Origin of the sequence: Polaromonas aquatica, assembly GCF_050626995.1 — a bacterium.
In the GTDB taxonomy this organism is placed as follows: domain Bacteria; phylum Pseudomonadota; class Gammaproteobacteria; order Burkholderiales; family Burkholderiaceae_C; genus Polaromonas; species Polaromonas aquatica_A.
The window spans coordinates 3,235,501-3,252,109 of sequence record NZ_CP192467.1 but is presented as its reverse complement, the minus strand read 5'-3'; the positions used below and the strand labels follow the sequence as shown (position 1 = coordinate 3,252,109).

The window sequence follows — 16,609 nt, the reverse complement described above, 5'->3', positions numbered from 1 at the left end:
AGGCCATGATCATTCTTTACGGCATCCCCAATTGCGACACCGTCAAAAAAGCCCGCGCATGGCTCGGTGAGCAAGGTATCAACTACCAGTTTCACGACTTCAAGAAACAGGGCGTGCCCCCTGACCAGCTCGCGCGATGGGCCCAGGCGGCAGGCTGGGAAAAGCTGCTGAACCGCCAGGGCACCACCTGGCGAAAGCTGGACCCGGCGCTACAGGCCAGCGTGCATGACAGCGCCAGTGCCCAAACGCTGATGCTGGCCAACCCCAGCGTCATCAAGCGGCCAGTAGTGGACTGGGGCAAGGACGTTACCGTCGGTTTTGACGCTCAGGGCTGGGCAGCAAGGGTTTGAACGCACAACCGGCCAGCCGGTCACGTTTTGCAGCCTGTTTTGCGTCCAAAGGTCAGCTTTACCGTCGATTTACCGAACTCCGAGCCCCAAAATGACTCTGACTTACTAAAATTACGGTTGCCGCCCGAGCCAACGCCCAACCACGGGTGACTTCTCCGGCGGCGCAACTTCAGCCACTTGCTGAAAAGGGTTTGATCATGAAAAAAACGCTTGTTCTCTCTGCTCTTGCTGCCGCCTCCGGGCTGGCAGCCGTGCCCGCCTCCGCCATGGACATCCTGGCGCGGGTGATTTCCAGCACGCCGGTTGTGCAGCAAGTGGCTGTACCGCGCCAGGTTTGCAGCAACCAGCCCGTCGTCGTCCAGCAGCCGAGCTCGGGTGCTGGCGCATTGATGGGCGCCATTGCCGGCGGCGCAGCCGGTAACGCCATCGGCAACGGCGGCGGCCGTGCCGTCGCCACCATGATCGGGCTGGTGGGCGGCGCCATTGTTGGCGACCGCATCGAAGGCTCGAACAACCAGGTCCAGAACATGCAGCAATGCACGACGCAGACCTATTACGAGAACCGCCCCAGCCACTACAACGTGGTCTATGAATACCAGGGCACGCAGTACACCACGCAGATGGCCAACGACCCCGGCCAGTACGTGCGCCTGCAGGTCACGCCGGTCGGCGCCATGACACCCGCGCCCCAGACCTTCCAGTCCGCGCCCCAGCAGCCACAGCCCCAAACTTATGTGCAGCCGGCGCCGGCGCCCGTCTATGTACAGCCCGCCGTTGTCGCCCCCGTGGTCTACCCGGCTTACTACCCTCGCCCCTATTACCAGCCCTACTACGCGCCTATCGGCCTGTCGCTGAACTTCGGCTACAGCCGGGGCTATGGCCACGGACACGGACACCGTCACTGGCGCTAAGGCCAGCGGTTCCGGGTTAACCAAAAAAAGGGCGCTATCAGCGCCCTTTTTTGTTGCCCGCTTTTTTAATGGCCCTTATTTCGGCGTCTCGATCAAGGCGCCCTTGAACAGCACCGGCCCGGTAGGCCCGCTGCCAGGCGGTACCCCGCCCTTGGGCTCCAGCGTGATGGCCAGCGTCGGCACCTGCCGCATGTCGGTGCCCGCAGCGGCCAGGCGCACCACCGGATCCGCATTGAGCACCCCCAGCGACTTGGGCGCCGCGCCGGGCGGCAAGGCCCACAGCTCCAGCGATTTGTCGGGTTGCTCCCGGAATCCGCCCACGCGCTTGAGCACCAGGGTTTTGTTCTTCGGGTCAAACGTCACCAGCAGCGAGGCCGACGCCTTGTCATCCGTCAGCACGGCCACGTACTCGATCTCGGGCGTGGCCGTGAGTTTGGCCGTCAACTCATTCACCTGACCGCTTAAACGGCCGTTCACATTCAGTCCGACGACGATGGCCGCGACCGTGGCGATCAGGCCCGCCGCAGCACCACCGCGCCACAAGCCCAGGCTGGACCACCAGCCGCCCGCAGCAACCGGAGGCGCAGCGCCGCGCGCAGCCTGCATCGCGCGCGCCTCCTTGTCGGCCCTGACGAGGTTTTCAATGCGCTTCCACACGGCGGGGCTGGGAGCTTCTAGTGGCTGGAGCTCGGCCACGGACGACAAGCGGCTTTGCCAGACCAGCGCCGCGGCGCGCAAGGTCGCGTTGTCGCGCGCTAACGCTTCAAAGCGGCGGCGCGCGCCGCCGCGTAGCGTGCCCAGCGCGTAGCTGGCCGCCAATTGGTCCATGAGAGCGGAGTTATTTTGAATATTCATCAGGCAAACCTCGCCATGCAACCGCGCAGTTGCTCCAATCCGCGCCGGATCCAGGTTTTGACGGTACCCAAAGGCAGCTTCAGCTGCTCAGCCAGCTCGCCGTGGCTCAAATCTCGCAAATACGCCAAGCTCACCACTTCACGCTGCTTGTGCTCCAGCTTGCCAAGGCACTGATGCAGCGCCCAGGCCTGCTCGCTGGCCTGCGTCGTATCCATCGGGTTGGGTGAGTCCCCGGCTACGGTGTCGGAAATCACATCGTCCAGCTCCTGCATCAGGTCGGCGCGGTCCGAAGTGCGGCGCCGCAGGAAATCCAGGCCCCGGCTGCGCACCACCAGCCCCATCCAGGCCATGGGCGGTGACAGCGTCGCCTTGTAGTCGCCCGCGACGCGCCAGATCGTGATGAATGCCTCCTGCAGCACGTCTTCGGCCCATTCACGGTTACTCACCACACGCACCGCCACGCCGTAGAGCTTGGACGAGGTCAGCTCGTACAGCTCCCGCAAAGCCAGCTCATCGGCCTGGCCGACCCGGTCAATCAGGGCGATCAAATGACTATCCGGGCTTTCTGGTTTCATAAACGACATTCTCCGGTATCCGGGGAATACGCAGTGAATCGCCAAACGGATTCAACGCACCCGCAGGCGCGGGGCCGCGTGACCTAAAATCAACAGCTTTGGCGCCATCCGGCGAATCCGCGGTTACACCCTGGCCAAGGCGGCCCACCTACTTTTTCAGCCCTTACCCATGCCTACCGAAAAAATCGACAACATCAGCGTGACCACCAAGGCCAACGTCTACTTTGACGGCAAATGCGTGAGCCACGGCATCACCTTCGCCGACGGCAGCAAAAAATCGGTCGGCGTGATCCTTCCGGCCAGCCTGACCTTCAACACCGGCGCGCCCGAGATCATGGAATGCGTGGCCGGCGCCTGCGAGTACAAGCTGGCCGGCACTGACAACTGGGTCAGGTCCTCGGCCGGCGAAAAGTTCAGCGTGCCCGGCAACGCCAAATTCGACATCCGCGTCTCCGAAGCCGACCAGGCCTACCACTACATCTGCCACTTCGGTTAAAAAGCGTCTAAGTCCACCCCCTACCGATCCTTCGCTCCTTTATTCATAGCTGCTTGCGCACATTTCACAAGGGCTAGAGGCACTTTTCATGTCAAACACCATTCTCCAAAACATCCCCGCCAACCAAAAGGTCGGCATCGCGTTCTCTGGCGGCCTGGACACCAGCGCCGCGCTGTTGTGGATGAAACAGAAGGGCGCCCTGCCCTACGCCTATACCGCCAACCTGGGCCAGCCCGACGAAGCCGACTACGACGAGATTCCGCGCAAGGCCATGGAATACGGCGCCATCAAGGCCCGCCTGGTCGACTGCCGCCCGCAGCTCGCCGCTGAAGGCATTGCCGCGCTGCAAAGCGGCGCCTTCCACATCACCACCGCCGGCGTCACCTACTTCAACACCACGCCGCTGGGCCGCGCAGTGACCGGCACGATGCTGGTCAGCGCGATGAAGCAGGACGACGTGAACATCTGGGGTGACGGCTCCACCTTCAAGGGCAACGACATCGAGCGCTTTTACCGCTACGGCCTGCTGACCAACCCCGCGCTGAAGATCTACAAGCCCTGGCTGGACCAGCAGTTCATCGACGAACTGGGCGGCCGCGCCGAGATGAGCGCGTTCATGACGGCCAACGGCTTTGGCTACAAGATGAGCGCCGAAAAAGCCTACAGCACCGACAGCAACATGCTGGGCGCCACGCACGAAGCCAAAGACCTGGAAAACCTCAACAGCGGCATCAAGATCGTCAACCCCATCATGGGCGTGCCTTTCTGGAAAGACGACTGCGTCGTCAAGGCAGAAGAAGTCAGCGTGACCTTTGAAGAAGGCCGCCCCGTTGCACTTAACGGCGTGCACTACCCTGACCTCGTGAGCCTGATCCTCAAGGCCAACGAAATCGGCGGCCGCCACGGCCTGGGCATGAGCGACCAGATCGAAAACCGCATCATCGAAGCCAAGAGCCGCGGCATCTACGAAGCCCCCGGCCTGGCGCTGCTGTTCATCGCCTATGAGCGCCTGGTCACCGGCATCCACAACGAAGACACCATCGAGCAATACCGCGACAACGGCCGCAAGCTCGGCCGCCTGCTGTACCAGGGCCGCTGGTTCGACAGCCAGGCCATCATGCTGCGCGAAACCGCCCAACGCTGGATCGCCAGCGCCATCACCGGCACCGTCACGCTGGAACTGCGCCGCGGCAACGACTACTCGCTGCTCAACACCGAATCACCCAACCTGACCTACGCGCCTGAGCGTCTGAGCATGGAAAAGGTGGAAGACGCGCCGTTCTCGCCGCTGGACCGGATTGGGCAATTGACGATGCGCAACCTGGACATCACTGACACCCGTGCCAAGCTGGGGATTTATTCCAATGCTGGGATGTTGGAGTTAGGCAAGGGGGATGATTTTTTGAAGTTGGGCAAGTAAGCCAACTCAAGCCGTAAAGACAAAGCCCGCCAAGTGAAAGCTTGGCGGGCTTTGTTGTTCTGGACCTATCGCTTCGGCTGGCTAGTCTGCCAATACATCTGGGAAAAGAAAGTGGTTGAAGTTAAAGTGAGACCAAATCACATAACCAAATTAATGCCCCCCATGACAGACTCGCTACGCGACCTAGCCCTCCATCTTGAACAGTTTGCAAAAGAGCGCGAGTGGCAGCCCTTCCATTCACCAAAGAATCTCGCTTCTGCTTTGGTTGTGGAGGCCGGCGAATTACTCGAACATTTTCAATGGCTCACTGAAGCCCAAAGTCGGGAGGTGTCCGTCGAGAAACGAGAAATCATAGGATCAGAGATTGCAGATGTTTTGTTGTATTTGATCCAACTCTCCACTGCACTTGGCATTGATCCAATCGCGGCAGCACAAGAAAAAATAAGAGCCAACGCTCTCAAGTACCCGATCGACAAAGCTCGAGGCACCAGCAAGAAATACAACGAGCTTTGATCAATGATCATCTATCAGGCGAGTAAGAGCGAGTTTTTACATCATGCGCTGCACGATGACATTGAAGACGTCATGTCTCGCCACTTCCTCAACGCCACTGGCCACGGCGTCGGGCAATCTGAAGTTCGATCATGGAAAAACTCTCTCATGGAGATGGCCAAGGTATTAAACGACGATGAAATTCCGTCGGATGTCGGTGTAGCCATCGAATATCAACTCCCCCTTCAAAACAAGCGCATTGACTTCGTCATCACCGGTGAGGACGCACAAGCCAGGTCTAAAGTAGTTATCGTTGAATTGAAGCAATGGTCAGAGTCTCGCCGCAGTGATAAAGATGCAATCGTGTGGGCAAGACGAGGTGGAAAAGCTGGAGAAACTGAGGGTCCACACCCGTCCTATCAAGCCTGGTCCTATGCGGCCTATCTAGAGGATTTCAACAGGGCTGTGCATGAGGGTGACATGAAGCTTCAGCCTTGCGCCTATCTGCACAATCACCCAAGAGACGGGGAAATCGATCACCATCACTACCAACAACACATCGAACGAGCCCCGTTATTTCTGGCGCGTGAACGCGAGAAATTGCAACAATTCATTCGAGAGCATGTCAGATACGGCGACCGTAAGGGGATTCTCTACGCCATCGAAAATGGACGCATTCAGCCGTCGAAGATGTTGGCTGACAGCGTCGTCGCCTTACTTCAGGGAAGAAACGAATTCATTCTTCTTGATGATCAAAAGGTAGCGTACGAAACCATCCTACAGATCGAGACCAAAGCAGCGCAGCAGAAGCAGGTTGTGATCGTTCAAGGTGGTCCAGGTACGGGCAAATCAGTGATTGCCATCAACTTGTTAGGCACATTAATAAACCGCAAGCGTAACGCGCGATATGTCTCCAAAAATGCAGCCCCACGTGCCGTCTACGAGGCTCGACTGGCTGGCACTTTCACAAAGACACGCATAAGCAACCTTTTCTCTGGTTCTGGCGCTTTCGTCAACACAGAGCCCGATATTTACGATGTACTTATCGTTGATGAGGCCCATCGTCTGAATGAAAAGAGCGGGCTCTATGGCAACTTGGGTGATAGCCAAGTCAAGGAAGTGATACGTTCGTCCCGCTGCACGATTTTCTTCGTTGACGACAACCAGTGCGTGACGCTTAAGGATGTTGGAAAAGCCGAAGAACTTCGATTCCGAGCGCGGGAATTGGGAGCTGAGGTAACAGAGTTGGAGTTGACATCCCAATTCCGTTGCAACGGTTCCGATGGGTACTTGGAGTGGCTGGACAACACTCTTGATATCCGAACCAGTGCCCATCAAACTCTTGACTCTCGAGAGTATGACTTTCGTGTTTTCGACAATCCAGCCGACATGCATGCGCTTGTTGCACTAAAAAACCGAGCCAATAACCGATCTCGCGTCGTGGCTGGCTACTGTTGGACATGGCCTAGCAAGAAAGATCCCAGCGCATGGGACATCCAGCTGCCAGAATTTGACTACCGACGCCGCTGGAATTTGGACAAGGACGGCAGCTTATGGATCATCACTCCGGGGTCTGTAGACCAAGTTGGGTGCATCCATACCTGCCAAGGGCTTGAACTCGATTACGTTGGCGTAATCATCGGCCCCGACCTTGCATATAAAGACGGGTGCATTGTTAGCGACTCGGGCAAGCGCGCATCGTCAGACAAATCAGTCCGTGGATTGAAAAGCTTGCTCAAGACTGAGCGTGAAAGAGCGCATGCATTCGCCGATGCCATAGTAAAAAACACCTACCGTACGCTAATGACTCGGGGTATGAAAGGTTGCTATGTCTATTGCACCGATCCATCACTTAGAGAATTCCTCCGCAGTCGATTGCGTGCGAATGGTGTCGGGCTTGACGATGGCGTTCCCACCGAAGCAACTGAGCCTTCAAACGTATTGCCGCTAAAGCGCGTTTCCAAGCAGGAGCGGGACGCAGGGGTCGTCGCCGCACCGTTAATAGATCTCCGCTTTGCTGCGGGTAATTTCTCTGAACCGCAGACCTTCGCGCACGAAGCAGATGAATGGATTGCTTTGCCGGATTGGGTGAATCCACAACCAGGGCTTTTCATAGCCAAAGTTATCGGGGAGTCAATGAACCGCAGGATTCCGAACGGCGCTTGGTGCCTCTTCCGGGCGAACCCATCAGGAACACGGGAAGGCAAAGTGGTAGTAGTACAGCACCGCAGCATTTCGGACCCGGAAACGGGAGGGCGCTACACCATCAAACTTTATTCGAGCGAGAAGGTGGAATCTTCTGACCACGAATGGAGACATAGCCGGATTACTCTCCGGCCAGACTCAACTCAGGCCGAGTTCCAGCCGCTTGTAATTGAGCGACCGGACGAGGATGAAGATTTCGCTGTCGTAGCGGAAATGCTGATGGTCTTAGCAGTTCCAACAAAATAGCGACAGGCAGGTCCAAAACCCGAGTCGGAGGCCCCGAAAAATGGCTATAAAAAAATTTGCGGCTTTTTAAGCCCTTTTTTAAGCTATCAAAGTACTAGAACCCCCCGTCTAATGGGCGCAAGCAGCTATCAAAAACATAGCAATCATCAAAAAAAAAGCCGCCTTCTGGCGGCTTTTTTCGTTGGCTTTTCGTCCCTCGCCACGCGCTAGTCGCCACCCCCACCACAACCTCCGCCGCATCCACCACCGTCGCTACCGCCATCACTGCCTCCGTCACCGCCGCTACTGCCCTCAGAGCCGCCAAACCCGTCCGCATCACCGCTGTAGCTGCCGTCGGAAAAGCTTTCGCCGCAATAAGCGCCCGCTGATCCGCCTGTTCCGTCATCACGCTGGGGCTTGCTGCAGTCGGGCAGGTAATGAAAGCCGTTGGGGATCGCCAGCTTCGCGTCCAGCGCAAACAGCAGCGGCAGGCGGCTGGGTGAGCGTGGCTTGATGGCCTCGTCGCGGCAGGCCCAGTACCAGGCGCGCCGCAGGCCGTCGTTGCTCGAAGCCCGGCTGCCCAGCACTTCGGCCGGCACATGGTCCATGAAGCGGCCCAGCACCAGGTCACACCATTCGCGGTAGGCGCGTGTGTGCAGGATGAACTCGTGCCACATGCTGTCGACCACGCGCGACGGCATGGCCACAAACTTGCCCCTGCTGCGCACGCAAGCCAGGAAGAACTGCCGAAGCCCGCGCTCGACCAGCTCGGTGTCTTTGGCGCTCAGGTGCGGATAGGTGTCGCGCAGCTTGCGCTTGAGGAACTGCGGCAGCGGCGCCTCGCGCACCAGGCGTTCGCGTTCACGTATTGCCCACACAGCCAGCACCACCATGGCGGCGAAGAGCCCGAATACGCCGGTTGCCAGCCCGGTCGGCTTGCGCCAGCCGGCCACGCCGGCCATCATCAGCAACACCCACAGCGCAATCAGCACGCCCGCAAGCTGCCGCGCATGGCGCAGCGCCAGGCGGCGCCAGAGCGCGATGTCGGGCCCGGTGTAGAACTTTCCGGCGGTCGCCATCAGACCACCACCGGTTCAGGCTCCAGCAGGATGCCAAAGCGTTCGTACACACTGGTCTGGATGGCCTTGGCCAGCGTCATGACCTCGCCGCCCGTGACGGGGTCAGCCGTGCCGCCGCGGTTGACCAGCACCAGCGCCTGTTTTTCATAGACACCGGCGTTGCCGATGGTCTTGCCCTTCCAGCCGCAGACATCGATCAGCCAGCCAGCAGCCAGCTTGACCGTGCCGTCGGCAAGGTGGTAATGAACGATTTTGGGCTCCCTCTGGATGATGTCGGCGCATTGCTCGGGTGAGACGGTCGGGTTCTTGAAAAAGCTGCCAGCGTTGCCGATCACCTGCGGATCAGGCAGTTTGGCTTTGCGGATCTCGCAGATCCAGTCGTAAATTTGCTGCGCACTGGGCGCCTGGATGCCGGACTGCGCCATTTTTTTGTCGATGTCGGCGTAGCCCAGCACCGGTTTCCACGCCTTGGGAAGGGCAAACCGCACCCGCGTGATGAGGGCCTTGCCTTCCAGCCCAAAACCATGGGTGGCCGACTCCGGCGCCGAACTGCTGTGTTTGAACACCGAATCACGGTAGCCAAACGCACATTGCGCGGCATTGAGGGTAAATGGCTGGCCCGTCGTCAAATCAATGGCGTCCAGCGACTCGAAGCGGTCTTGCAGCTCCACGCCATAGGCGCCAATGTTCTGCACCGGCGACGCACCGACCGTTCCGGGAATTAATGCCAGGTTTTCCAGGCCGGGGTAGCCGTTTTGCAGCGTCCAGGTGACAAGGTCGTGCCAGTTTTCCCCGGCGCCGGCCTCGATGATCCAGGCCTTGGGGTCTTCCCTAAGCAGCCGTTTGCCCATGATTTCGACCTTGAGCACCAGGGGTTTGACGTCCCCGGTCAGCACGATGTTGCTTCCGCCGCCCAGCACAAACTTGGGGGCGGCTTTCAGGGCCGGATCCTGCAAAGCCGCGGCGATATCGGCCTCCTGGGCCACCCGCACCAGAGTCAGTGCCTTGGCGACGATGCCAAAGGTGTTGGAATGCTGGAGTGGAACGTTTTTCTCGACTAACATCCGGGTGATTGTCTCACCCCATCTACCGTAAAAAAGACTTGCACCATGCCCTCTTTCGACACCGTTCTTGAAGCCGATCTGGTCAAGGTCAAAAACGCCGTGGAAAACACCTCCAAGGAAGTCGGCAATCGCTTTGACTTTAAGGGCACCTCGGCTTCCATCGAACTGAAGGACAAGGACATCATCCTCGTCGGCGACGGTGACTTCCAGATCGACCAGATCAATGACATCCTGCGCTCCAAGCTCGCCAAGGCAGGCGTTGACGTGCGCTTTCTGGACACCGGCAAGATCGAGAAAATCGGCGGCGACAAGGTCAAGCAGACCAACAAGGTCCGCAATGGCATCGACACCGAAACCGCCAAGAAGATCCAGGCCGCCATCAAGACCAGCAAACTCAAGGTGCAGGCCGCCATCCAGGAAGAAAAAGTCCGCGTCACGGGCGCCAAGCGCGACGACCTGCAGGCCGCCATGGCGCTGATCCTGTCGGAGATGAAGGACTTTCCGCTGAGTTTTGACAACCGTCGCGATTAGGATTGCCATGAATCTTCTGCCTGCCCTCACCCACGCAGCATTTTTGCTGTCCGCGTCTTTGCTGCTGCATGGCGCGGCCGAGGCGCAGAACGAAGTTCAATCATCCGTCGCGCTGGCCGGCATGATGGGCACTAAGGCCCTGCTCGTGGTCAACGGCAGCGCGCCCAAGAGCGTCGCACCCGGCGAAACGCACCAGGGCGTGAAGATTATTTCCACCACCAGTGACCAGGCTGTGATTGAGCAGTCTGGCAAGCGGCACACGCTGCGGGTGGGCGACGCACCTGTGAACTCCGGCGGCAGCACCGCCTCTGCCGGGCGGGGCACCCGCATCACCATCACCGAAAGCGGTGGCGGCCACTTCATGACGGCCGGGCAGATCAACGGCAAGGCCGTGCATTTCATGGTCGACACCGGTGCCACCACCATTGCCATGAGTATGTCGGATGCAGAGCGCGCCGGTATCAAATACAAGGATGGGCAACCGGTGCGCATGTCGACGGCCAACGGCGCCGCGCAGGGCTACCGGATCAAGCTCAACACAGTGCGTGTGGGCGACGTGGAGATATTTGACGTGGATGCGGTGGTCACTCCGCAGCCCATGCCTTTCCTGCTTTTGGGTAACAGCTTTTTGTCGCGCTTTCAGATGAAGCGCGAAAACAATTTGATGACGCTGGACAAGCGTTACTAGCCTGCGCTATGTGCCTGGGGCTTCGGCCTATTTGGCGGCCTGTTTTGAACCGCCCAGCTTTGACTCTGTTCCCTTGATCAGCTTGTTGATGTTTTCGCGGTGGCGATAGATCAGCAGCGCGCTGATGGCAACCATCACGGCCATCAGGCTCTTGTCGACATACCAGGCCGTACGGTCGCCAAACAGGTAATACAGCGGCGCAAAAACAGCCGCCACCAGTGATGCCAGCGAGGAATAGCGCGAGAAGAAGGCCACGATCACCCAGGTCGCCAGCGTGGCAACGCCCAGCACCCAGCTGATGCCCAGCAACACGCCAGCCGCCGTCGCGACGCCCTTACCGCCCTTGAACTGGAAAAACACCGGATAGAGGTGCCCCAGGAAAGCCGCCAGCCCCACGGCCGCCATAGTGCCCTCACCCAGGCCGTAGTCGCCGCCAAACCACTTGACGAGCACCACCGGCAGCCAGCCTTTCAGGCCGTCCAGCAGCAGAGTCGTTACCGCCGCCGCCTTGCTGCCGGAGCGCAGCACGTTGGTGGCACCGGGGTTCTTGCTGCCGTAGCTGCGCGGATCACTCAAACCCATCACGCGGCTGACGATGACGGCAAACGACAGCGAGCCAATCAGGTAGGCCAGCAACGTAGCGCCGGCTGAATACACGTAGTCCAAATCTATCTCCCTTGTTATGTGGGGGCCACCGGCATTTCAGCCGTGGCCCGTTGCGTTGTCGATGCCGAGAACCTGTTCTAAGGCACAGTTGACTGATTTTGCACCCAGCAAGGTGACACAAACCTGCGGGTCAATACCAATCAGGTAGCCCCGCCGCCCGCCGTTGATGGCGATTTTGGGCAGGGCCAGGATGCTTTCCTCAATATACACAGGCATCGCCCTGCGCGTGCCGAATGGCGATGTGCCGCCGACCAGGTAGCCGCTGTGGCGGTTGGCGACTTCAGGCTTGCAGGGTTCGACTGATTTGGCACCGATCTGCCGCGCCAGGTTTTTGGTGGAAACCTTGCGGTTGCCGTGCATCAGCACCAAAAGCGGTTTGGCATCCTGGTCCTGCATGACCAGCGTCTTGACGACGGTGAAAGGGTCGAGGCCCAGCACTTCGGCGCTGTGCTGTGCGCCGCCGTGTTCGAGGTACTCGTAGGAGTGCTCAGTGAAGGCCACCTTGCTGGCTTTCAGTAACTGTGTGGCGGGAGTTTCGCTGACGTGCCGTTTCATAAACTAGGAAGGTTTGAAGCCCTCACCGCAAGAGTCCAGTACCGGCTTCCCCCTGAAACCCTGAAAGAGAACTTCTACTCTTTTTCGATTTCCTGTGTCAGCCAATCTTGGCGAAAGACCACCCACCCGATTGATACCGACAAAAAGATACTTCCTGGGTATGCCGATTTCCTCCAGTGCCGCAGCCACTTTCGAGGCCCTTACCCATGCCAACGCATTGCCATCGCGCTCGGAATCCTCAGCGTCGCCCACCACGACGATGGGTTCAATCGAAACCCCACTCGCCTGAGCCCGGCAAAGGTGCTCTTTCAACGCGGCGATGGAGCGCTGATCGAACGAGTATTCGTTGGTCCTGAAATCGATGGTTCGTTCTCCCGTGAATTTCGACAAGGCGACGCTCAGGGAGGCAGCAGCCAGCAAGCCAAAGAAGATGGCAGGCTGTGCGAGCCTTTTCACAATGCTGGATCCCGGCTTTCCCAACGAATCTTGTCAATCTCGGCAAGAATTTCTGGGGTCAGCTTGGTGCCCCAGGCACCAATGTCCTCATCCAGCTGCGCGACCGAAGTCACGCCAATGATGGTGCTGGCCACCTGCCACTTGGTATAGCAGAACGCCAGTGCCAGTTGTGTGGGGGTCAGCTTGTTGTCGCGCGCCAGGGCGTTGTAGCGCCGGGCGGCGGCCAGCGCCTCGGGACGGCCCCAGCGCTGCTTGCGCACCGACTCGAATTTGGCGATGCGCGCGCCCTTGGGTGCGGCCGGGCCTTCAATGCCTGATTTGTCGTATTTACCTGTGAGCAAGCCAAAACCGAGCGGCGAATAAGCCAGCAACGACACGCCCAGGCGGTGCATGGTTTCATCAAGGCCGTTTTCCACCGTTCGGTTGACGAGGCAATACGGGTTCTGCACGGTGGCGACACGCGGCAAGCCATGCTGCTCGGCCAGGCGCACAAACTCGTGGACTCCATACGGGGTTTCATTGGAAAGCCCGATGAACCGCACCTTCCCGGCTTTCACCAAAGCACCGAGCGCCTCAAGCTGCTCGCGGATCGACGTGGCCGAGCGTTCCTGCTCGGGGTTGTAATACAGCGCGCCGAAAGCTGGCACATGGCGCTCGGGCCAGTGAATTTGATAAAGATCGATGACGTCGGTTTTCAGCCGCTTCAGGCTGGCATCGCACGAAACCAGGATGTCCTTGGCTGTCATGCCGCTGCCTTCACGCACCCAGGGCATGCCGCGCGAAGGGCCGGCCACTTTGGTGGCCAGCACCAGTTTGCTGCGGGCTGAAGGATTTTTCGCGAACCAGTTGCCGATGATGGTTTCGGTCGAGCCGCAGGTTTCGGCGCGAGCCGGCACTGAATACATTTCCGCAGTGTCAAGAAAGTTGACGCCGCGCTCGAGCGAGCGGTCCAGGATGGCATGGGACGTTGGCTCATCCACCTGCTCGCCGAATGTCATGGTGCCCAGGCAAATGGGTGTCACCTGGAGGTCGCTGGAGCCGAGTTGAACTTTATTCATGAGGAGCCACATGTGAGAGTGAAGAGGCCGTACGACAGCAAAAACGCTGTGACGGAATTCACGGAATTGAAAAACGGCTAGTTTAAGGTCTCCGTAAACAGCGTGCAGGCGCGTCTATCTCGCGCCCTTGTCTTACAACTGCTCACCTTTTGCGTGCCTAGTATTCACACACCCGCGCTTTAATGCGCTGCTGATTGAAATGAGGCCGACACCGGTTCTCCTTCACTCCCGTCCCAGCATTAACTACATTAACTTTCCGAGGAGCACTCTATGAACAAACTGACCATCACATCCATTACCTGCGCGGCGCTGGCCGCATTGACCATTTCTGGCTGCGCCAACATGAGCGAAACCCAGCAGGGAACCGCCAAGGGCGCCGGCATTGGCGCTGTGGCCGGCGCTGTGCTGGGTGCGGCAACTGGCGGCTCCAAGGGCGCAGCCACGGGTGCGGTCTTGGGCGGCGCGGTAGGCGCCGGCGGCGGTTATATCTGGTCCAAGAAAATGCAGGACCAGAAAGCCGCCATGGAAAAGGCGACGGTTGGTACCGGCGTGGCCGTGAGCCAGACGACGGACAACCGCCTGAAGCTCGACATCCCCAGCGACGTTTCTTTTGACGTGGGCCGTTCTGCCATCAAGCCGAACTTCGCCCCTATCCTGAACCAGTTCGCCACCAGCCTGAATCAGAACCCTGTGACGACGGTGACCATCATTGGCCACACGGACAACACCGGCTCTGATGCCATCAACAATCCGCTGTCCATTGACCGCGCCGATTCAGCGCGCGATTACCTGGTCAGCCGCGGCGTGGCACGCACCCGCATCGTGACGGACGGCCGCGGTTCGCGCGAACCGGTGGCCGACAACAGCACGCAGCAAGGCCGTGACAAGAATCGCCGCGTTGAAATTTACGTTGCCGAACAAGTCGCGACTCGCTGATTGGCACACCCCTGTTGAGGCTCACTTCGTGTAGCTTCCTCTCCCCTCAGGGGACAGGCGCCTTGGGACTGGCAAAGCCAGCTCCCGGCCCCTGCTGGCATGAACTGAACACCCCTATCGACGCTCACTGCGTGTAGCGCCTTTTCCCCTTGCAGAGGACGGCGCCTACGGCCTGGCAAAGCCAGTTCCGTGGCGCCTGCTGGAATGAAAAGCACTCCTTGGAGTGCTTTTTCTATGGCTGGGTCAGTTTGATGACTGCGCTCTGAATCTTTCCTCTTCCTGCAACCGCAGCACTCGCCTCTGCACCTTGCCCGTCGTCGTCATCGGCAGTGCATCAATGAACTCAATCTCCTTGGGGTACTCGTACGGCGCGAGCATGGTCTTGACGTGGGCTTGCAGCTGCAGCGTCAATTCATCATCAAATCGGGCCGTACCCCCCGGATTACGGGCGCGAGCAGCTATCAAATCAGGAGCAAGAACCACGTAGGCTTTGACGACTGCACCGCGCTCGCGGTCGGGCTTGGGCACTACGGCGGCGTTGGCGACGGCTGCGTGCTTGACCAGGCAGTTTTCAATCTCACCGGGGCCGATGCGGTAGCCGGCTGCCTTGAACACATCGTCGGCACGGCCTTCGTACCAGAGGTAGCCGTCGGCGTCCCGCGTTGCCAGGTCGCCTGTGCGGCACCAGTCGCCGGTGAACTTGCCGCGTGTGGCTTCGTCTTTTTTCCAATAGCCCAGAAAGAAGATCGGGTCGGGGTCGCCATGGATGTCGTAGCGGTTCACCGACACATCGCCCGGCACGCCGACTGCGCATTCATTCCCCTCCTCATCAATGACCGCCACGCGGTGGCCCGGATAGGCCTTGCCCATGCTGCCTGGGCGCGCAGGCCAAAGCCGGCTGCAGTTGCCGACGACGTAGTTCATCTCGGTCTGGCCAAACATCTCGTTGACGGTGACGCCGAGCTGCTCCTTGCAGTACGCAAACACGGCATCGCCCACGGCTTCACCGGCACTCATCATGGCCTCAAGCTTGAGTTTGAAGTGCTGTTTCGGCTTGGGGTAGGCCTTCATCATGGCCTTGAGGGCCGTCGGGAACAAAAAGGTGTGCGTCACACCCTGCTCTGCCATCAGGCTGAAGGCCAGCTCGGGACTGAAGCGCCCGTTGAAGGCGACGATGGGCCGGCCGAAATAAAGGCTGGGGAGCAAGGCATCCATCAGCCCGCCTGTCCACGCCCAGTCTGCCGGTGACCAGAAAACGGCGTCGGATTTTTTGTTGGTCTTGCCGTCGAAGCCAAACCAGTTGTGGCTGCAGATAAAGCCCGGCAGGTTGCCGATCAGCGCGCGGTGCGGCAGCAGCGCACCTTTGGGTGGGCCGGTGGTACCGCTGGTGTAGATCAGGATCGCGCCTTCGTCGGCTTTGGTTTTCACAGCAGTGAAGGCATTTTTCTGGGCGGCCAGTGCGTTTGCGTAGTCGAGGTCTCCCTTGCCTTTCGCGGCGCCGGCGGCCACCACCGTGCGCAGCGCCGGACAGCTGCCGCGGATCGAATTCAGGCTGTCGATGGAACTCTCGTCACAAATGGCCACCACCGCATCGCTGTCCTGCAGCCGGTATTCAAGTGCGTCAGGGCCGAACAGCATGGACAGAGGCATCGCCACCGCGCCCATCTGGAACACCGCCATGTAGGCCACCGCGGTCTCGAAGCGCTGCGGCATCACGATGGCGACGCGGTCACCGCGCTTGACGCCCAGACCCTCCAGCACATGGCTGAGTGCGTCGGCGGCCTGCTGCAGCGCCTGGTAAGTATGAGAAACAGTCGCAGCCCCCGTCCGATGTTGGCGGATAGCTATTCTTTTTATAGCATCAGGTGTCTGGCGCTCAGCCCGCGCCCAGCGCCCACAGCAGACCTCGGCGATGTTGAAGTGTTCATCCACCTGCCAGCGAAAGCCGGCGTGTAGGGCCGCGTAGTGATCGGGTTGGGATGGAGAGCCTGCCGGCTTGTCCCTGCGTTGACTGCGTGTCAGGTCATGTCTCTTTATCATGGGACCA

At 59.5% G+C, this 16,609-nt stretch carries 18 protein-coding genes; 9 read left to right on the top strand and 9 right to left on the bottom strand.

Annotated features, from left to right (window positions below; translation table 11 throughout):
• Positions 1-5: 5 nt before the first annotated feature.
• Positions 6-350 (top strand): ArsC family reductase, encoded by a 345-nt coding sequence (locus ACQ4MS_RS15595; RefSeq protein ID WP_431095547.1) that lies wholly within the window; start codon positions 6-8, stop codon positions 348-350.
• A 197-nt stretch (positions 351-547) separates the two neighbouring features.
• Positions 548-1,261, top strand: coding sequence for a glycine zipper 2TM domain-containing protein (locus ACQ4MS_RS15590; RefSeq protein WP_431095546.1), 714 nt, complete (start codon positions 548-550; stop codon positions 1,259-1,261).
• A 75-nt stretch (positions 1,262-1,336) separates the two neighbouring features.
• Here ACQ4MS_RS15590 and ACQ4MS_RS15585 read toward each other — a convergent pair whose 3' ends face one another.
• Together ACQ4MS_RS15585 and ACQ4MS_RS15580 are read right to left on the bottom strand one after the other, a co-directional pair.
• A complete protein-coding gene (locus ACQ4MS_RS15585; RefSeq protein ID WP_431095545.1) occupies positions 1,337-2,116 on the bottom strand; it encodes an anti-sigma factor in 780 nt (259 codons plus the stop codon).
• On the bottom strand, positions 2,116-2,691 hold the full coding sequence (locus ACQ4MS_RS15580; protein ID WP_431095544.1) for an RNA polymerase sigma factor: 576 nt from the start codon (positions 2,689-2,691) through the stop codon (positions 2,116-2,118). Before ACQ4MS_RS15580 ends, ACQ4MS_RS15585 begins: the two co-directional genes overlap by 1 nt.
• Positions 2,692-2,860: 169 nt before the next feature.
• On the opposite strand from ACQ4MS_RS15580, the gene ACQ4MS_RS15575 reads away from it, so the two are divergent.
• The 4 genes from ACQ4MS_RS15575 to ACQ4MS_RS15560 all read left to right on the top strand — a co-directional run bounded on the left by ACQ4MS_RS15575 (position 2,861) and on the right by ACQ4MS_RS15560 (position 7,550).
• Positions 2,861-3,187: a pyrimidine/purine nucleoside phosphorylase gene (locus ACQ4MS_RS15575; protein WP_431095543.1), complete on the top strand. Its 327-nt coding sequence runs from the start codon at positions 2,861-2,863 to the stop codon at positions 3,185-3,187.
• An 88-nt stretch (positions 3,188-3,275) separates the two neighbouring features.
• Positions 3,276-4,607: an argininosuccinate synthase gene (gene argG / locus ACQ4MS_RS15570; RefSeq protein ID WP_431095542.1), complete on the top strand. Its 1,332-nt coding sequence runs from the start codon at positions 3,276-3,278 to the stop codon at positions 4,605-4,607.
• Between the two features lie 162 nt (positions 4,608-4,769).
• Positions 4,770-5,120 (top strand): nucleotide pyrophosphohydrolase, encoded by a 351-nt coding sequence (locus ACQ4MS_RS15565; RefSeq protein ID WP_431095541.1) that lies wholly within the window; start codon positions 4,770-4,772, stop codon positions 5,118-5,120.
• Positions 5,121-5,123: 3 nt separating this feature from the next.
• A complete protein-coding gene (locus ACQ4MS_RS15560) occupies positions 5,124-7,550 on the top strand; it encodes a DNA/RNA helicase domain-containing protein (protein ID WP_431095540.1) in 2,427 nt (808 codons plus the stop codon).
• Between the two features lie 206 nt (positions 7,551-7,756).
• Here the strand turns inward: ACQ4MS_RS15560 and ACQ4MS_RS15555 are convergent, their stop codons facing one another.
• Together ACQ4MS_RS15555 and murB are read right to left on the bottom strand one after the other, a co-directional pair.
• Positions 7,757-8,608: a glycine-rich domain-containing protein gene (locus ACQ4MS_RS15555; RefSeq protein ID WP_431095539.1), complete on the bottom strand. Its 852-nt coding sequence runs from the start codon at positions 8,606-8,608 to the stop codon at positions 7,757-7,759.
• Entirely contained in the window at positions 8,608-9,672 is a 1,065-nt protein-coding gene (gene murB, locus ACQ4MS_RS15550) for a UDP-N-acetylmuramate dehydrogenase (protein ID WP_431095538.1), read from the bottom strand. Before murB ends, ACQ4MS_RS15555 begins: the two co-directional genes overlap by 1 nt.
• 45 nt (positions 9,673-9,717) lie before the next feature.
• Between murB and ACQ4MS_RS15545 the strand changes: the two genes are divergently transcribed.
• Positions 9,718-10,203: a YajQ family cyclic di-GMP-binding protein gene (locus tag ACQ4MS_RS15545; protein WP_431095537.1), complete on the top strand. Its 486-nt coding sequence runs from the start codon at positions 9,718-9,720 to the stop codon at positions 10,201-10,203.
• A gap of 7 nt (positions 10,204-10,210) precedes the next feature.
• Positions 10,211-10,891: a retropepsin-like aspartic protease family protein gene (locus ACQ4MS_RS15540; protein WP_431095536.1), complete on the top strand. Its 681-nt coding sequence runs from the start codon at positions 10,211-10,213 to the stop codon at positions 10,889-10,891.
• 27 nt (positions 10,892-10,918) lie between these two features.
• Here ACQ4MS_RS15540 and plsY read toward each other — a convergent pair whose 3' ends face one another.
• The 4 genes from plsY to ACQ4MS_RS15520 are packed head-to-tail and all read right to left on the bottom strand — an operon-like array spanning position 10,919 to position 13,626.
• On the bottom strand, positions 10,919-11,557 hold the full coding sequence (gene plsY, locus ACQ4MS_RS15535; RefSeq protein ID WP_431095535.1) for a glycerol-3-phosphate 1-O-acyltransferase PlsY: 639 nt from the start codon (positions 11,555-11,557) through the stop codon (positions 10,919-10,921).
• Positions 11,558-11,593: 36 nt separating this feature from the next.
• Positions 11,594-12,112, bottom strand: coding sequence for an aminoacyl-tRNA deacylase (locus tag ACQ4MS_RS15530; protein ID WP_431095534.1), 519 nt, complete (start codon positions 12,110-12,112; stop codon positions 11,594-11,596).
• Between the two features lie 3 nt (positions 12,113-12,115).
• Positions 12,116-12,568, bottom strand: coding sequence for a hypothetical protein (locus tag ACQ4MS_RS15525; protein WP_431095533.1), 453 nt, complete (start codon positions 12,566-12,568; stop codon positions 12,116-12,118).
• Entirely contained in the window at positions 12,565-13,626 is a 1,062-nt protein-coding gene (locus tag ACQ4MS_RS15520; protein ID WP_431095532.1) for an aldo/keto reductase, read from the bottom strand. Before ACQ4MS_RS15520 ends, ACQ4MS_RS15525 begins: the two co-directional genes overlap by 4 nt.
• A gap of 270 nt (positions 13,627-13,896) precedes the next feature.
• Here ACQ4MS_RS15520 and ACQ4MS_RS15515 point away from each other — a divergent pair, with 270 nt between their 5' ends.
• Positions 13,897-14,562, top strand: a complete 666-nt coding sequence (locus tag ACQ4MS_RS15515) for an OmpA family protein (RefSeq protein WP_431095531.1) — start codon at positions 13,897-13,899, stop codon at positions 14,560-14,562.
• 243 nt (positions 14,563-14,805) lie between these two features.
• Here the strand turns inward: ACQ4MS_RS15515 and ACQ4MS_RS15510 are convergent, their stop codons facing one another.
• A complete protein-coding gene (locus ACQ4MS_RS15510) occupies positions 14,806-16,602 on the bottom strand; it encodes an acyl-CoA synthetase (RefSeq protein WP_431095530.1) in 1,797 nt (598 codons plus the stop codon).
• Positions 16,603-16,609 lie beyond the last annotated feature (7 nt).

Coding starts and splice junctions, on each gene's coding strand:
- ACQ4MS_RS15575 (WP_431095543.1), top strand. CDS start 2,861: ATGCCTACCGAAAAAATCGACAACATCAGCGTGACCACCAAGGCCAAC.
- ACQ4MS_RS15565 (WP_431095541.1), top strand. CDS start 4,770: ATGACAGACTCGCTACGCGACCTAGCCCTCCATCTTGAACAGTTTGCA.
- ACQ4MS_RS15555 (WP_431095539.1), bottom strand. CDS start 8,608: ATGGCGACCGCCGGAAAGTTCTACACCGGGCCCGACATCGCGCTCTGG.
- ACQ4MS_RS15520 (WP_431095532.1), bottom strand. CDS start 13,626: ATGAATAAAGTTCAACTCGGCTCCAGCGACCTCCAGGTGACACCCATT.
- ACQ4MS_RS15515 (WP_431095531.1), top strand. CDS start 13,897: ATGAACAAACTGACCATCACATCCATTACCTGCGCGGCGCTGGCCGCA.
- murB (WP_431095538.1), bottom strand. CDS start 9,672: ATGTTAGTCGAGAAAAACGTTCCACTCCAGCATTCCAACACCTTTGGC.
- ACQ4MS_RS15530 (WP_431095534.1), bottom strand. CDS start 12,112: ATGAAACGGCACGTCAGCGAAACTCCCGCCACACAGTTACTGAAAGCC.
- ACQ4MS_RS15510 (WP_431095530.1), bottom strand. CDS start 16,602: ATGATAAAGAGACATGACCTGACACGCAGTCAACGCAGGGACAAGCCG.
- ACQ4MS_RS15580 (WP_431095544.1), bottom strand. CDS start 2,691: ATGAAACCAGAAAGCCCGGATAGTCATTTGATCGCCCTGATTGACCGG.
- ACQ4MS_RS15585 (WP_431095545.1), bottom strand. CDS start 2,116: ATGAATATTCAAAATAACTCCGCTCTCATGGACCAATTGGCGGCCAGC.
- ACQ4MS_RS15595 (WP_431095547.1), top strand. CDS start 6: ATGATCATTCTTTACGGCATCCCCAATTGCGACACCGTCAAAAAAGCC.
- ACQ4MS_RS15560 (WP_431095540.1), top strand. CDS start 5,124: ATGATCATCTATCAGGCGAGTAAGAGCGAGTTTTTACATCATGCGCTG.
- ACQ4MS_RS15540 (WP_431095536.1), top strand. CDS start 10,211: ATGAATCTTCTGCCTGCCCTCACCCACGCAGCATTTTTGCTGTCCGCG.
- argG (WP_431095542.1), top strand. CDS start 3,276: ATGTCAAACACCATTCTCCAAAACATCCCCGCCAACCAAAAGGTCGGC.
- ACQ4MS_RS15545 (WP_431095537.1), top strand. CDS start 9,718: ATGCCCTCTTTCGACACCGTTCTTGAAGCCGATCTGGTCAAGGTCAAA.
- ACQ4MS_RS15590 (WP_431095546.1), top strand. CDS start 548: ATGAAAAAAACGCTTGTTCTCTCTGCTCTTGCTGCCGCCTCCGGGCTG.